A 15,082-nucleotide genomic window follows, 5' to 3' on the forward strand; every position below is an offset into this window, starting at 1 on the left:
CGAGCCCGCCGTGCTCTCGATCACGCAGATTCACGCCGGCTCCGCCTATAACGTGATCCCTGGCGAGGCCAAGCTCGCCGGCACCGTGCGCGCCTTCTCCGACGACGTGCGGCGACTGATCCGCGAGCGGATGCGCAGCCTCTGCGCCGGCATCGCGGCCGCGTTCGATGTCGAGATCACGGTCGACATCCGCGACATTTTCAGCGTGCTGGTCAACCAGGAAGAGCACAGCAAGGTGGTGGCGGACGTCGCCCGCACGGTGGTCGAACCCGCCAAGGTCGTGACGCGCTCGCGGCCGAAGATGGGAAGCGAGGATTTCGCGGACATGTTGCAGGCGGTTCCCGGCGCCTATTTCTGGCTCGGCCATGACGGCTCGGTGCCGGTGCATAATCCCGGCTATACGCTCGACGACAAGATCCTGCCGATCGGTGCCAGCGTTTTTGCCCGCATCGTCGAAACGCGCCTCCCGGTTAACGGTTAGTTTTTGAAGGAGCGGCCATGAGCGAGGAAGAGGCTCCCGAAGCCGTAACGGCCCTGCACGACTTGAGCGCCGTCGACATGATCGCCGGCTTTCGCGCGCGGCAATTCACGCCGAGCGAGGTGCTCGAGGAGGTGCTGGCGCATGTCGCGCAGTGGGAACCTCATCTCAAGGCGCTCTATGCCTTCGATCCGGACGGCGCGCGCGAAGCGGCCAAGGCTTCGACCGAGCGCTGGCAAAAGGGTGAATCAAACAAACCCCTCGACGGCGTTCCCGTCACCATCAAGGACAATATCGCGACCAAAGGCACACCCGTCCCGCTCGGCACCGTCGCGACCAAACGCGTTCCAGCCGAGGCCGACGCCCCGCCGGCAGCGCGCCTGCGCGAAGCCGGCGCCATCATCTTTTCCAAGACCACGATGCCCGATTACGGCATGCTGTCCTCGGGTCTTTCCAGTTTCCACCCCCTCACCCGCAATCCATGGGATCTGAAGCAAAATCCGGGCGGATCGAGCGCGGGCGCCGGCGCCGCCGGTGCCGCAGGTTACGGCCCGCTGCATCTCGGTACAGATATCGGCGGCTCGGTGCGCCTGCCCGCCTGCTGGTGCGGCCTCGTCGGGCTGAAACCCAGTCTCGGACGCGTGCCGATCGACCCGCCCTATGTCGGCCGCGTCGCAGGTCCGATGACGCGCACGGTCGATGACGCCGCGCTGATGATGAGCGTGCTGGCAAAGCCCGACCGCCGCGACGGCATGAGCTTGCCGCCCAATGACATCCACTGGAAGACGCTCGACAAGCCCGCGCGCAAATTGCGCATCGGTCTTATGCTCGATCCCGGCACCGGCCAGGCGCTCGAAAGTGACGTGCGCGTCGTCGCGGTCAAGGCCGCGAAGGCTTTTGAGAGCACCGGCGCGCAAGTTCATGAGGTCAAGGGCATCCTGACGCGCCAGATGCTCGATGGTCTCGACAATTTCTGGCGCGCGCGGCTTTGGGACGACCTTTCCAGGCTGGACGCCTCCGAACGCGGCAAGATATTGCCTTACATCCTCAAATGGGCGGAAGCGGGTGCAAAGCTATCGGGGGTCGACGTCATCCGGGGGTTCAACACGACGATGGCGATGCGCGCGGCCGCTGCGACGCTGTTCGCCGACATCGATTATCTGATCTCGCCGGTGTCGCCTGTGGTGAAATTTGCCGCGGAACTGGCGTCGCCCTTGAACGATCCGGCGCGCCCGTTCGAACACATCGCCTATACCGTACCGTGGAACATGGCGGAAAATCCCGCCATCTCGATCAATGGCGGCTATGACGCAGCCGGCTTTCCGATCGGCGTGCAGATCGTCGGCCGCCGCTTCGATGATCTCGGCGTGCTCGCGATGGCCAAAGCCTTCGAGAGCCTGCGCGGCCCGCAGCGGCCGTGGCCGAGTGCGCCCAAGAATTAGCCGCTGTCATTCCGGGGCGCGTCGAAGACGCGAGCCCGCAATCCATCACTCCGAGCGTTCGTTGCGGCCGAACGGATTTCCGGGTCTGGCGCTTGCGCGCCATCCCGGAATGACGGCAATTATTTCCGCCGCTTCAACGCCTCGCGGATCAGCGGCAGACGGTCGTTGCCGAAATACATGTCGGTCTTGTCGAGAAAGATCGTCGGCGAGCCGAAGCCGCCGCGCGCCATCACCTCATCCGTATTGGCCTTCAGTTGATCCTTGATGGCCTGCTGAGCGATGCCGTCGAAAAATGCTTTGGCGTCGATGCCGCAACGCTGACAGACCTCGCTCAGCACCGCGTCCTGCGAGATGTCCTGGTCCTCGCCCCAGTAGATCTGGAACACGGTGCGGGCAAACGGCAACATGTCCTTGCCGAGCCACAGACAGCCGCGCATCGCCTTGACGCTGTTCACCGGAAATACTTTTGGCCGCATCAGGATGGTGAGGCCGGCGAGCCGCGCCCAGTCCGCCATGTCCTTCTTGTCGTAGGCGACCTTCGCCGGCACCGGATTGTCGCGCCTTGCGTAAACGCTCGGATTGACGGCGTTGAAGACGCCGCCGACCAGGATCGGCCGCCACGAGATTTCCTCGTCGAACTCGCGCGCCAAGGGCTGGATATTGTGAAAGGCGAGATAGGTCCACGGGCTCGAACAGTCGAAGAAGAACTCGATCATGGGGGGTCCTTTTGGTGTTCGTCATTCCGGGATGCGCCGAAAGGCGCAGACCCGGAATCCATTCACCAGCACGATCAGCGGCCAGATGGATTCCGGGTTCGCCGCTTCGCGCCGCCCCGGAATGACACTTACTTCTTGGCAGTCATCTCCCTGGCGCGCTGGCCGAACATGTTCTTGCGCGCCTCCTCATCGAACGGCTCTTTGACGAATTTGCCGATCGCAAGCCCCGCCTGCACCTGCGGCCGCCCCCGCACCATAGCGTACCAGCGTTTGACGTTGGGATAATCGTCGAGCGTGAAGCCTTGCGCCTTGTGGGTCATGGTCCAGGGAAAACAGGCGATGTCGGCGATGCTGTACTCATCACCCGCAACATAGGCGCCGGTCTTGCCGAGCTGCACATCCAGCACGTGATAAAGCCGCGCCGCCTCATCGCGGTAACGCTGGATCGCGTAAGGAATGTTCTCCGGCGCATAGAGCGCGAAATGTCCGTGCTGGCCGAGCATCGGCCCGAGCCCGCCCATCTGCCACATCACCCACTGGATCACCACCGAGCGCGCGCGCAATTCGCTGGGCAGCAAGCGCCTGGCCTTGTCGGCAAGATAGATCAGGATCGCGCCGGTCTCGAACACTGAAAACGGGCCCCCGCCGTCCGCCGGTTCGCGGTCGACGATTGCGGGAATCCGGTTGTTCGGTGAGATCGCCAGAAACTCCGGCTTGAACTGGTCGCCGGCGCGAATGTTGACCGGAAAGACGTTGTAGGGGATGCCGAGTTCTTCCAGCATGATCGAGATTTTCCAGCCGTTCGGCGTCGGCGCGTAATAGAGGTCGATCATGAGGAATTCCCAACATTCCTGATCCGGCCGCCACCCTGAGAGACGTCGATGGCCGGGTCAAGCCCGGCCATGACGACTTTCGTTGTCCTGTACCTCGGCGTCAGGACATGGCATTGAGAGGCGCAACAAATCCAATATGCCAGAGGATACGCTCAACATGCTGTTTCCAACCACGATCGCCGGCTCCCTGCCCAAGCCCGAGTGGCTGGCCGAGCCGAACAAGCTGTGGGCGCCGTGGAAGTCGCAAGGCGACGAACTCGCCCGAGCCAAGCGCGATGCAACGGTGCTTGCGATCAAGCTTCAGGAAGACGCCGGCATCGACATCGTGACCGAGGGCGAGCAGGCACGTCAGCATTTCGTGCACGGCTTTCTGGAAAAGGTCGAGGGCATCGATTTCGCCCACAAGGTCGAGATGGGAATCCGCAAGGACCGCTACAAGGCGATGGTGCCGCAAGTGGTGGCGCCGCTGCGGCTGAAGGGCCGCGTCCATGCCGACGAGGCCCGCATCGCCCGCGCCCATACCACACATCAGGTCAAGTTCACGATGCCGGGCCCGATGACCATCATCGACACCATCGCCGATCAATATTACGGCGACCGCGTCAAGATGGCGTTCGCCTTTGCCGAACTGCTCAACGAGGAAGCCAAGGCGTTGCAAGCCGACGGCATCGATCTGATCCAGTTCGATGAGCCGGCCTTCAACGTCTACATGGACGAGGTCAACGACTGGGGCATCAAGGCGCTGGAGCGCGCCGCCGACGGCCTGACCTGCGCCACCGCCGTGCACATCTGCTACGGCTATGGTATCAAGGCCAATACCGATTGGAAGGACACGCTCGGCAGCGAGTGGCGGCAATACGAGGATATCTTCCCGACGATTGCAAAGAGCCCGATCCAGCAGGTCGCGATCGAGTGCCGAAATTCGAAGGTACCGCTCGAGCTGCTCGGCCTTCTGAAGGGCAAGAAGGTCCAGGCCGGCGTGATCGACGTAGCGAGCGACACGGTCGAGACCGCAGAGGACGTCGTGAAAGTGATCGAGGCCGTCTCCAAGCATGTCGCCAAGAGCGACATCATCCCGACCACCAATTGCGGCATGGCGCCGATGCGGCGCGATATTGCCGAAGCCAAGCTGGTGGCGCTTGGCACCGGCGCCAAGCTGGCGCGGCAAAGGTTGGGATAATCAGACAACTGTCATTCCGGGGCGCACCGCGAGGTGCGAGCCCGGAATCCATCATGCCGCAGCCCGAGGGAAAAAATGGATTCCGGGTCTGCGCTTCGCGCATCCCGGAATGACGCTAGCCAACTAGTTTCTCGACACTCCGATGCAGCACCGGCCGATAGCCTGTCGCAAAGGCGCGGACGACCGACGGCGGCGTCAGCAGCTTTGCGTCGGCGATGCTTCCCTTCACGGCGCGATAGCCGGAGGGGGTCCATAACAGCGGCTTGCCGCTCGCAATCAGAAAACTCTCGTCACCCGCCTGCACCATGGTGCCGTCGGGCAGCTTGTCGATGGACTCCCGCAACCGATGCAGCTTCTTCCCGCTCGCGAACCGCTCGCGATGCAGCACCGCGTCGATCTCGGGCGCGAGCACTGCACCGGTCCGGTTGCCCTTCTCCCAGGCGGCACGAAAGCGGTTGGCGTCATCGCGGCGGCAATAGAAACAGGGCCGGTGCCCCGCCGCGAAGGCGGTCGCCTCATCGAGAAAGAACAGCTCGGTCCAGCTCCGGCGTTGCATCACCTTGCGGCGGCGGCCGCGGAATTCCAGCACACAGGTGAGCCAGGCGTCGGTCGACCAGCGCTTCTTCAAAAGCGTCCTGGTCGCCGGATCATGGATAATGCCGCGGTTGCCGACGAACATGCCGCGCGCCGGAATCGCGACGATGTCGCCGGTCGGCTTGACGCGGTTTTGCAAGGGCATTCGCTTGCTCGCCTTCGGCTCGCGCGAGCGAATGACGAATGGCGAGTAGCGAATGGTGCAGCGTTGCTCGCTGCTCCCTATTCGCCACTCGCTACCCGCTATTCGCTACTTTCACAACGCGCCGTCGCGGATCGGCGGCTGGAACGATAGCGCCGTATCCCACGGAAAGAAGATCCAGGTGTCCTGCGACACTTCGGTGATGAAGGTATCGACCAGCGGACGTCCCTTCGGCTTGGCGTAGACCGTGGCGAAATGCGCATCCGGCAGCATCTGGCGCACCAGCGCTGCGGTCTTGCCGGTATCGACGAGGTCGTCGACGATCAGAAGTCCCTTGCCGGTGCCGGAACCAAGTTTGGCCGTATCGGCGGAAACGTGCTTCAGCACCTTCAGCTCGCCTTGCGTCGTGTGGGAGTAGCTCGCGATACAGACCGTATCGATGACGCGCACGCCGAGCTCACGCGCCACGATCGCCGCCGGCACGAGGCCGCCGCGGGTGATCGCAATCACCGCATGAAACGGGCCGACCTCGTTGAGCCGCCACGTCAGCGCCCGGCAATCCCTGTGAAACTGATCCCATGACACCGGAAAGGCCTTGCCCGCCCGCTCCTGTGCACTCAGTTCCGGATGTTCCGCCATTCTTGTCTCCTTAGCCCCTCAAATCTCTTGCGCTTTAGCGGCTCACGTTCAGCCCGGCCAGCATTTCCTTCACCGCGCTCATCGCAGCCGCGAGCTTCTCCGGATCGCGCGAGCGCACCACCAGATTGGTGTTGGGCTTCTTGTCCTCGTCGGTGAAGGGATAGCTGCCGATGATGGTGTCCGGGTGGGCTTGTGCGATCGCGCGCAAGGGTCCGCCGATGTCGCCTTCGCGCGCATTGGCGCGAACACTCTCCGACAGCATCCGCACGCCCGATTTGAGCTTCGGCGCCACGATGTCCATCATCGCCTGCATGATCGTGGGCACCCCGGCCATCACGATCACATTGCCGATCTTGAAGCCAGGCGCGAGGATTGTCGCGCTCTGGATCAGTTCGGCGCCGTCCGGAATCCGCGCCATGCGCAGCCGCGCTTCATTCAGATCCGCCTCGCCCCAGCGCTCGCGAAACCGCGCCACGACTTCCGGATGATGATCGATACCGACCCCGAAGGCTTTCGCCACGCTGTCGGCGGTGATGTCGTCGTGGGTCGGCCCGATGCCGCCGGTGGTAAAGACGTAGGTGTAGCGATGCCGCAGCGCATCCAGCGCGGCGATGATCTCGGCCTCTTCGTCCGCGACGACACGCACTTCCTTGAGGTCGATGCCGATATTGGTGAGGTATTCGGCGATGAAACCGATGTTCTTGTCCTTGGTCCGGCCGGACAGGATCTCGTCGCCGATCACAAGAATTCCGGCGGTGACGATCTCACTCATAATCTCTCCTTCCAGCGCGCGTCTGGGCCGAAATCCCGTGCTTGGCCAACGCCTTGATCTCTGACGGAATTTTGCCACCGAAATGGGCAGTCGCCAGCCGTTTTTTCGTGCATATCCCAGCTATCCAAAGCAAATGGCCAGAACCAATGCATATCGCGCTGGCCCAAGCCTTGCTACCATCCTGTGAAGTCATGCACTGTAGCCTGACTGGTGGAGAGGCTTGGGGAGCGGTCCGCGATTCATGGCAGTTGCGTTCGACGAAATGAACGGCTTGGGCGAAGCCATTCGTCCCGCCTATCAGGAACTCTCCCGCTGGCTGAAAGAGACGCCGCCGGACGCTCTCGAATATCGCCGCCAAGAGGCCGAGCTGCTGTTTCGCCGGATCGGCATCACCTTTGCGGTCTATGGCGATGCGGAAGCCCAGGAACGCCTGATTCCCTTCGACGTCATCCCCAGGATCATGTCCGCCAAGGAATGGACCGTCCTTGAAAAGGGACTGAAGCAGCGCGTCAAGGCGCTCAACATGTTCCTGCGCGACGTCTATCACGGCCGCGACATCCTGCGCGCCAACATCGTCCCCGAAGACCTGATCTTCCAGAACCCGGTGTTCCGCCCGGAGATGAACGGCCAGGACGTGCCGCACGACATCTACGTCCACGTCGCCGGCATCGACATCATCCGCACCGACGCCGACAACTTCATCGTGCTGGAAGATAACGCGCGCACGCCGTCGGGCGTGTCCTACATGCTGGAAAACCGCGAAATCATGATGCGGCTGTTTCCGGACCTGTTCGCCCGCCACCGCATCGCGCCGGTCGAACGCTACCCGGATGAATTGCTGTCGGCATTGCGCTCGGTGGCGCCGTTCAGCGCTTCGGCCGAGCCGACGGTCGCCCTGATGACGCCCGGCGTGTACAATTCCGCCTATTACGAGCATTCCTTCCTCGCCGACAAGCTCGGCATCGAGCTGGTCGAAGGCCGCGACCTCATCGTCAAGGACGATGTGGTGTTCATGCGCACCACCGAAGGGCTCAAACGCGTCGACGTCATCTACCGCCGCCTCGACGACGACTTCCTCGATCCCCTCACCTTCCGCCCCGACTCAGCGCTCGGCGTGCCCGGCCTGATGTCGGCCTATGCCGCCGGCAACATCACGCTGGCGAACGCGGTCGGCACCGGCATCTCCGATGACAAGGCGATCTACTCCTACATGCCGGACATCGTGAAATTCTATCTCAGCGAAGAGCCGATCCTGAAGAACGTGCAGACCTGGCGCTGCCGCGAGCCGAAAGATCTCGCTTACGTGCTCGACAACCTGGATCAGCTCGTGGTCAAGGAAGTTCACGGCTCCGGCGGCTACGGCATGCTGATTGGACCTGCCGCGACCAAGGCGACGATCGAGGCGTTCCGCGACAAGCTCAAGCGCGAGCCGGAAGGTTTCATTGCGCAGCCGACGCTGGCGCTGTCGACCTGTCCGACCTGCACCGCGTCGGGTCTGGCGCCCCGTCACGTCGATCTGCGTCCTTTCGTGCTGACGGGCAGCCAGCGCACCACCATCGTGCCGGGCGGATTGACACGGGTGGCGCTGAAGGAAGGCTCGCTGGTGGTCAATTCGAGCCAGGGCGGCGGCACCAAGGATACGTGGATATTGGACGAATAGCCTATGCTGTCGCGTACTGCCGAAAATCTCTATTGGCTTGCCCGCTACGTCGAACGGGCCGAATACATTGCGCGCACGATCGACGCCACGCTGCGCGTCACCGCGCTGCCGGCTGCCTATATCGGCAAGACCAACGAGTGGGAATCGGCGCTGCTCACCGCCGGCGTCAGCCAGAACTTCTATACCGTCCACAAGGAAGCCAACGAACAGAACGTCGTCGACTACCTGTCGTTCGATGCCAACAACCCCTCCTCGATCAGGAACTGCATCGAGGCGGCCCGGCTCAATTCACGCTCGGTGCGCACCGCGCTGACCAGCGAAATGTGGGACACCATCAATTCGGCCTGGATCGAATTGCAGGAAGTCTGGGTCAAGGGCACCAAGACCCGCGAGGAACTGGCGCGCTTCCTGCGCTTCGTGCAGGAGACCTCGCTGCGTTTCGACGGCTCCGCCTACCGCACCATGCTGCGCAACGATGCCTACTGGTTCTCGCGGCTCGGCGTCCATCTGGAGCGCGCCGACAACACCGCGCGCATTCTCGACGTGAAATACCATGTGCTGCTGCCCGAGGAAGAACACGTCGGCGGCCCGCTCGACTACTATCAATGGACCTCGATCCTGCGCTCGGTGTCGGCGCTGACCGCCTATCACTGGGTCTATCGCGAGACGCTGAAACCCTGGCTGATCGCGGATCTCTTGATCCTCAACGACTCCCTGCCGCGATCGCTTGCGAGCTGTTACGGCAATCTGGTGCGCAATCTCGACCAGATCGGGGTCGCCTATGGCCGCCAGGGCGCCTCCCAGCGCCACGCGCGCGGCGTCCGCAATCGCCTGGAACACAGCAACATGGACGACATCTTCCAGCATGGTGTCCATGAATTCATTCAGGAATTCATCGCCGACAACTCAAGGCTTGGTGAAATCATCACCAAACAGTATTTGATCTGACGCTAGCGCTTCTCCCTCCCCCTGCAAGGGGGAGGGTCGGGTGGGGGTCCATGATCGCACCGGACGCCCCCCTCCCGATGCTCCGCATCGACCTCCCCCTTTCAGGGGGAGGCGAAAGAGAGACCTCCAACTGCTGATCGATCACTCATGCGCCTGCGCATCGCCCATTCCACGACCTATCGCTACGAACCGCCGGCGACCGGCATCACGCAAATCCTGCGGATGACGCCCGGCAGCCATGACGGTCAATATGTCGCCGAGTGGCAGATCGACGTTTCCACCGACTCGCGCCTGCACATGCGTCAGGACGCCTTCGGCAACACCATCCACGTGCTGACCGAGGCCGCGCTCTCCGATCTCACCATCACGGTGGAAGGTCTGGTCGAAACCCATGACACCGGCGGCGTGCTGCGCGGGACCGACGAACGCTTTCCGCCCAGCCTGTTCCTGCGCGCCACGCCGCTGACGGAGGTCAATCCGGCGATGGAGGCCTTTTCGCGCGAACTGCGATCGGAGTCGGAAAAGGACGTACTCGGTTTCCTGCACGCGCTGATGCTGCAGATCAACGACCACATGACGTTCGATGAAGACCCGACCAATAGCGGCACGTCGGCCGCCGAAGCCTTCGGCCTCAAGCGCGGCGTCTGCCAGGACTATGCGCACATCTTCATCGCCTGCGCGCGCTCGGTCGGCGTGCCCGCGCGCTTCGTCTCCGGGCACTTTCTCCGCTCCGACGGTCTGGTCCATCAGCCGGCCGGACATGCCTGGGCCGAGGCCTTCGTGCCCAATCTCGGCTGGGTCGCCTTCGATCCGGCCAATGCGATTTGCACCACCGATGCCCACGTCCGCGTCGCGATCGGGCTCGATTATCTCGGCGCGGCGCCGGTGCGCGGCACCCGCTACGGCGGCGGCACCGAGACGCTGACGGTCGCCGTCAAAGTCGATCAGGCTGGCCGGCACGGCCAGTGGCAATGGCAGTCATAACAAGAAGCAAGCATCCGGGGGGAACAATGAAGCTCGTATTTGCTGGAGCATTGGTGGTGATGGGCCTGGCGGCGGCCGCTGCGTTCGCGCAGTCGGCACCTCCCGCGGCCGCGCCGGCAGACGCGGCAGCTCTTCCGGGCTGGGCCTATCCGGCCAATCCGGCGCTGCCCGAATTCGACGCCAAGGAAGAAAAGACGCTTCCCGGCAGCAGCCGGAAATATACCCAAGCTCAGGTCGAGAACGATTTCGCGCCGCCGGACTGGTTTCCCGAAGATCACCCGCCGATGCCATCGGTCGTCGCAAACGGGCGCACGCCGGCCGTGAAGGCGTGCTCCAAATGCCACGTCACCACCGGCGGCGGTCACCCGGAATCCTCCGACCTCGCCGGCCTGCCCGAAGCCTACATCGTCAGGCAGATGGCCGACTTCAAGGATGGGCACCGCAAGGGCGCGCGCGCGGGCTCGATGTTCCCGATCGCCAAAGCGGTGAGCGACGAAGAAGTGCGCGAGGCCGCAAAGTACTATGCCGCCCTGCCCCGCCTCGCCTGGAACAAGGTGGTCGAAACCGACACCGTGCCGAAGACAGAACTGCGCGTCGGCGGCATGCGGTTCGCCATCGACGGCACCGAGCCGATCGGCAATCGCATCATCGAATTGCCGCAGGCGCCCGAGCGCGCCCACCTGCGCGACTCCCGTTTCGGCTTCGTCGCCAACGTGCCCGTCGGCAGCCTGAAGCGCGGCGAAGCGCTGGTGAAAGGCAGTGCCGGCCAGACGCAACCCTGTGCCACCTGCCACGGTCCCGACCTCAAGGGCCTTGGCGAGGTGCCGCACCTCACCGGCCGTTCGCCGATGTACGTGTTTCGCCAGCTCAACGACATCAAGATCGGCAGTCGCGCCGGCGCCAATGCCGAACTGATGCGCCCCGTGGTCGCCAATCTCAGCGAAAGCGACATGCTGGCGATATCGGCCTATCTGGCGAGCCTGTCACCATAGGCCTCGCGCGCGGTCCCTCAGCCGCCCCCCTCCCCCGACGAACGAACCATGCGGCCGGCGTTGCGCGGCAGGTGCCGCGTGGTACAACGTATGCCAAGGGCTGGGGTGGTAAAACAAAAAGGGGGCAAGGATGACTACGGTCAACGGGGTATCGTCGGCACAATCGGTGACGGCGACGCGGTGGGTTCAGCTCGTGCTCGGACTGATCGCGATGATGTCGATCTCGAGCCCGCAATATGGCTGGACGTTCTTCACCAAGTCCCTGCAAGAAAGTCTCGGCGTTCAGCTTTCGACGCTTCAAGTCACCTTCACGATCCTGATCGTGTTGCAGACCTTCCTGTCGCCGCTGCAGGGCTTTTTGATCGACAAGTTCGGCGCGCGGCTTCTGATCGCGAGCGGATGCCTGCTCTCGGGCCTGGGCTGGATCGCCGCCAGCTACGCAACAAGCATTGTCGGTCTTTATCTCACCTACGGACTGTTCTGCGGCATCGGCACCGGCATCGTCTATGTCGGCGTCGTCGGCCTGATGGTTCGCTGGTTTCCCGATCGACGCGGCTTTGCCACCGGCGTTGTCGCGGCGGGTTACGGCTTTGGTGCGCTTTTGACCAACAACTCCATCTACAACATGATCGCCGAGCGCGGCTATCAGCATACGCTGGTGGTGTTCGGCATCATTCTGGGTCTGGTCGGCGCAGCGGCCGCGCTTGCGCTCCGTCTGCCGACCACAGATGACGTGCTGCCGCAGCCGACGGTGGAAGTGTCGCGCGTCGGCACGCCGCCGGATCAGATGCTGCGGACCCCCGTGTTCTGGCTGATGTTCGTCATGATGACGATGATGTCGACCGGCGGTTTGATGATCATTTCGCAATTTTCGGCGTTCTCGCGCGATTTCGGCGTTGCCGCAGTTACCGTGTTCGGAATGGCCGCGCTGCCGCTCGCGGCCAACATCGATCGTATCACCAACGGGCTGACCCGCCCGTTCTTCGGCTGGGTCTCGGATCGGATCGGCCGCGAGAACACCATGGCGATCGCCTTCCTGCTGGAAGCCGCATCCGTCACGCTGATGGTGTTGTTCCGCGACAACGCGCTGGTCTTCGTGCTGCTCTCCGGCGTCGTGTTCTTCGGCTGGGGCGAAATCTTCTCGCTGTTTCCCTCAACCCTGACCGACACGTTCGGCGCAAAGCATGCCACCACGAATTATGGCCTGCTCTACATCGCGCAAGGCATCGGCTCGATCCTCGGGGGCCCGCTGGCGGCGCTATTGCGGGAACAGACCGGAAGCTGGCTGCCGGTGTTCGCCATCATCATCGCGCTGGACGCATTGACCGGCATCCTGGCGCTCGCCGTGCTCAAACCAATGCGGCACGCTTACGCCGCCAGATAAAGTGCGCCGCTCGGGCGCAGTCTGTTCGCTTGCTTACGAGAAATGTGAACGGTGCCTGCCCCGCTCGGGCGGGCATCAATATTCACAACCGCGATAGTCCGAAGCCTCGCAGGCCTCCATCACCGCACGGGCTCTTGCAAGCTCCGTCGCGCTCATGGATTGCGACATCGCGCGCAAATCCGCGTTCGCCCGCCGATCGCCGCGCGCGGCGGCGCGGGTGAACCAGACAAAGGCGCGCGCGGGGCTGCGCCTGACGCCCTGGCCACGCCGATACATCTGGCCAAGCAGGCGCTGCGCCTCCGCATTGCCTTCCCTCGCCATGGCGCGGAACACCTGGAGCGCCGGAACATAATCGCCGCGGTTATAGGCGGCCATGCCGTCTTCCCAGGGACCGGCGAGCGCTGCGCCCGCGGCCCAGATCTGCGCGGCGAAAATCATGCCGACGATTGCCTTTTGCCGTCCCATGGCCGCCCCCGTTTGACGCCCATCGTGGTCGAGACCTGGCCTGTTTGCAATTGAAGCATGGTCGCAGCCCAAGACCCGCAACCGCTTCGATTGGGGTTGGACGCGTGCGCGAAATTGGATAGTTTCGCGCCGCGATACGTTCAGGAAGTGCGAGGCGAAATGACCTATTGCTGCGGAATTTTGGTACGGGACGGGCTGGTCATGATCGCCGACACCCGCACCAATGCCGGGCTCGACAACGTCTCGACCTTCCGCAAGCTGCATGTCTTTGCAAAGCCCGGCGAACGCATCATGGCGGTCGCCAGCGCCGGCAACCTTGCGATCAGCCAGTCGGTGCTGTCCACCCTGACCGAGGGGATGGAAGACCCCGAGACCGGCGAAGTCGAGACGCTGCTGAACGCGCCAACCATGTTCCAGGCCGCACAGCGGATCGGAAAGGCGATCCGTGCGGTGCACGCCACCGAGGGCACCGCGCTGAAATCGGAAGACATCAGTTTCGACGTCTCGTTCCTGTTCGGCGGCCAGATCAAGGGCTCGCGGATGCGCTTGTTCATGGTTTACCCGGCCGGCAACTTCATCGAATGCACCACCGATACGCCTTACCTGCAGATCGGCGAGCACAAATACGGCAAGCCGGTGCTCGACCGCGCGATGCATTACGACGTCGAGCTCTACGAAGCGCTGAAGACCGGCCTGATCTCGATGGATTCGACCATGCGCTCCAATCTCGGCGTCGGGCTTCCGATCGACGTGCTGGTGGTGCGCACAGACGCCTGCGAGGCCGACCTCAATCACCGCATCGAAGCCGGCGAGCCCTATTTCCACGACTTGCGTTCGCGCTGGTCGGCCGCGTTACGCGCCGCGCACCAGAATATTCCGCGGCCACCATACAAGACCGAGACTCCAAAACCCTAAGACAACGAACACCAAAGGCAGGAAACAATGACCGAGCCCAAGAGCGACAACAAGAACAAGATCGCCATCGTCACCGGCGCCGGAACCGGCGTCGGCCGCGCGGCCTCGCTGGCGCTGATGCAGTCGGGTTTCACCGTCGCGCTCGCCGGGCGGCGCAAGGAGAAGCTGGAGGAAACGGCGAGCCTCGGCCCCGCCGGCAAGGCGCTCGTCGTTCCCGCCGACATGACCGATGCCGGCTCGATCGCTGCGCTGTTTGCCAAGGTGGTGGAAAGCTATGGCCGGCTCGATTTGCTGTTCAACAATGCCGGCATGGGCACGCCGGCCATGCCGTTTGAGGATTTGACGCTCCAGCAGTGGCAGGCGGTGGTCGATACCAACCTCACCGCAGCCTTCCTTTGCACCCAGCACGCCTTCCGCATCATGAAGGACCAGACGCCGCGCGGCGGCCGCATCATCAACAACGGCTCGATTTCGGCACATGCGCCGCGGCCGTTCTCCGCCGCCTACACCTCGACCAAGCATGCGATCACCGGGCTCACCAAGGCGAGCAATCTCGACGGTCGTGCCTACGATATCGCGGTCGGCCAGATCGACATCGGCAATGCGGCGACCCCGATGACCGACCGCATGGTCGACGGCGTGTTGCAGCCGGACGGCCGCAAGATGCCGGAGCCCCGCATGGACTCCAAGGCCGTCGGCGACGCAGTCGCCTACATGGCCGGCCTGCCGCTGGACGCTAACGTTCTGTTCATGACGGTGATGGCCAGCAAGATGCCGTTCGTCGGCCGGGGCTGAGCCGGCCGCGCGGCGCGCCCTTTAAGGCGTCGAAAGCCCCGGTTTCGGCAGAAAACCGCCGAAACGCCGGGCAAAACCGCTTCACGGGACAAACGGTTTGCAAACCAATTGACCGCTAGGGTGGCGGCGCGACGGCACGTGCG

At 63.4% G+C, this 15,082-nt stretch carries 16 protein-coding genes; 10 read left to right on the plus strand and 6 right to left on the minus strand.

Annotation, left to right across the window (positions count from 1 at the left end; all coding sequences use genetic code 11):
* Both VFL62_RS25000 and VFL62_RS25005 read left to right on the plus strand, forming a co-directional pair.
* Positions 1-481 (plus strand): M20/M25/M40 family metallo-hydrolase (locus VFL62_RS25000; RefSeq protein ID WP_325175069.1); only part of this gene is annotated, 481 nt, incomplete at its 5' end.
* Positions 482-498: 17 nt separating this feature from the next.
* Entirely contained in the window at positions 499-1,920 is a 1,422-nt protein-coding gene (locus tag VFL62_RS25005; protein WP_325175070.1) for an amidase, read from the plus strand.
* 119 nt (positions 1,921-2,039) lie between these two features.
* Here the strand turns inward: VFL62_RS25005 and VFL62_RS25010 are convergent, their stop codons facing one another.
* Both VFL62_RS25010 and VFL62_RS25015 read right to left on the minus strand, forming a co-directional pair.
* Positions 2,040-2,636, minus strand: coding sequence for a 2-hydroxychromene-2-carboxylate isomerase (locus VFL62_RS25010; protein ID WP_325175071.1), 597 nt, complete (start codon positions 2,634-2,636; stop codon positions 2,040-2,042).
* A 128-nt stretch (positions 2,637-2,764) separates the two neighbouring features.
* Positions 2,765-3,469, minus strand: coding sequence for a glutathione binding-like protein (locus VFL62_RS25015; RefSeq protein ID WP_325175072.1), 705 nt, complete (start codon positions 3,467-3,469; stop codon positions 2,765-2,767).
* Between the two features lie 157 nt (positions 3,470-3,626).
* On the opposite strand from VFL62_RS25015, the gene VFL62_RS25020 reads away from it, so the two are divergent.
* On the plus strand, positions 3,627-4,649 hold the full coding sequence (locus tag VFL62_RS25020) for a methionine synthase (RefSeq protein ID WP_325175117.1): 1,023 nt from the start codon (positions 3,627-3,629) through the stop codon (positions 4,647-4,649).
* A 115-nt stretch (positions 4,650-4,764) separates the two neighbouring features.
* Here VFL62_RS25020 and VFL62_RS25025 read toward each other — a convergent pair whose 3' ends face one another.
* From VFL62_RS25025 to VFL62_RS25035, 3 genes are all read right to left on the minus strand, one after another.
* Complete coding sequence (locus VFL62_RS25025; protein WP_325175073.1) at positions 4,765-5,388, minus strand: hypothetical protein; 624 nt, start codon at positions 5,386-5,388, stop codon at positions 4,765-4,767.
* Positions 5,389-5,499: 111 nt separating this feature from the next.
* Positions 5,500-6,024, minus strand: a complete 525-nt coding sequence (gene gpt, locus VFL62_RS25030) for a xanthine phosphoribosyltransferase (protein ID WP_325175074.1) — start codon at positions 6,022-6,024, stop codon at positions 5,500-5,502.
* A gap of 34 nt (positions 6,025-6,058) precedes the next feature.
* The gene (locus VFL62_RS25035) at positions 6,059-6,796 is read right to left on the minus strand and encodes a competence/damage-inducible protein A (protein WP_325175075.1); all 738 of its coding nucleotides are present in this window, start codon (positions 6,794-6,796) and stop codon (positions 6,059-6,061) included.
* Between the two features lie 241 nt (positions 6,797-7,037).
* Here VFL62_RS25035 and VFL62_RS25040 point away from each other — a divergent pair, with 241 nt between their 5' ends.
* From VFL62_RS25040 to oxlT, 5 genes are all read left to right on the plus strand, one after another.
* Complete coding sequence (locus tag VFL62_RS25040; protein ID WP_325175076.1) at positions 7,038-8,456, plus strand: circularly permuted type 2 ATP-grasp protein; 1,419 nt, start codon at positions 7,038-7,040, stop codon at positions 8,454-8,456.
* Positions 8,457-8,459: 3 nt separating this feature from the next.
* Positions 8,460-9,404, plus strand: coding sequence for an alpha-E domain-containing protein (locus tag VFL62_RS25045; RefSeq protein WP_325175077.1), 945 nt, complete (start codon positions 8,460-8,462; stop codon positions 9,402-9,404).
* 147 nt (positions 9,405-9,551) lie between these two features.
* Entirely contained in the window at positions 9,552-10,388 is an 837-nt protein-coding gene (locus tag VFL62_RS25050; RefSeq protein WP_325175078.1) for a transglutaminase family protein, read from the plus strand.
* A 26-nt stretch (positions 10,389-10,414) separates the two neighbouring features.
* A complete protein-coding gene (locus VFL62_RS25055; protein ID WP_325175079.1) occupies positions 10,415-11,380 on the plus strand; it encodes a c-type cytochrome in 966 nt (321 codons plus the stop codon).
* Between the two features lie 130 nt (positions 11,381-11,510).
* Entirely contained in the window at positions 11,511-12,764 is a 1,254-nt protein-coding gene (gene oxlT / locus VFL62_RS25060) for an oxalate/formate MFS antiporter (RefSeq protein ID WP_325175080.1), read from the plus strand.
* Between the two features lie 75 nt (positions 12,765-12,839).
* Here the strand turns inward: oxlT and VFL62_RS25065 are convergent, their stop codons facing one another.
* Positions 12,840-13,229 carry a hypothetical protein gene (locus tag VFL62_RS25065; RefSeq protein ID WP_325175081.1) on the minus strand — a complete coding sequence of 130 codons (390 nt, stop codon included), beginning with the start codon at positions 13,227-13,229 and terminating at the stop codon, positions 12,840-12,842.
* Positions 13,230-13,388: 159 nt separating this feature from the next.
* Between VFL62_RS25065 and VFL62_RS25070 the strand changes: the two genes are divergently transcribed.
* Together VFL62_RS25070 and VFL62_RS25075 are read left to right on the plus strand one after the other, a co-directional pair.
* Positions 13,389-14,144, plus strand: coding sequence for a proteasome-type protease (locus VFL62_RS25070; RefSeq protein WP_325175082.1), 756 nt, complete (start codon positions 13,389-13,391; stop codon positions 14,142-14,144).
* Positions 14,145-14,171: 27 nt separating this feature from the next.
* On the plus strand, positions 14,172-14,939 hold the full coding sequence (locus tag VFL62_RS25075) for an SDR family oxidoreductase (RefSeq protein ID WP_325175083.1): 768 nt from the start codon (positions 14,172-14,174) through the stop codon (positions 14,937-14,939).
* Positions 14,940-15,082: the final 143 nt, after the last annotated feature.

Origin of the sequence: Bradyrhizobium sp. (assembly GCF_035701725.1) — a bacterium.
GTDB lineage: Bacteria > Pseudomonadota > Alphaproteobacteria > Rhizobiales > Xanthobacteraceae > Bradyrhizobium.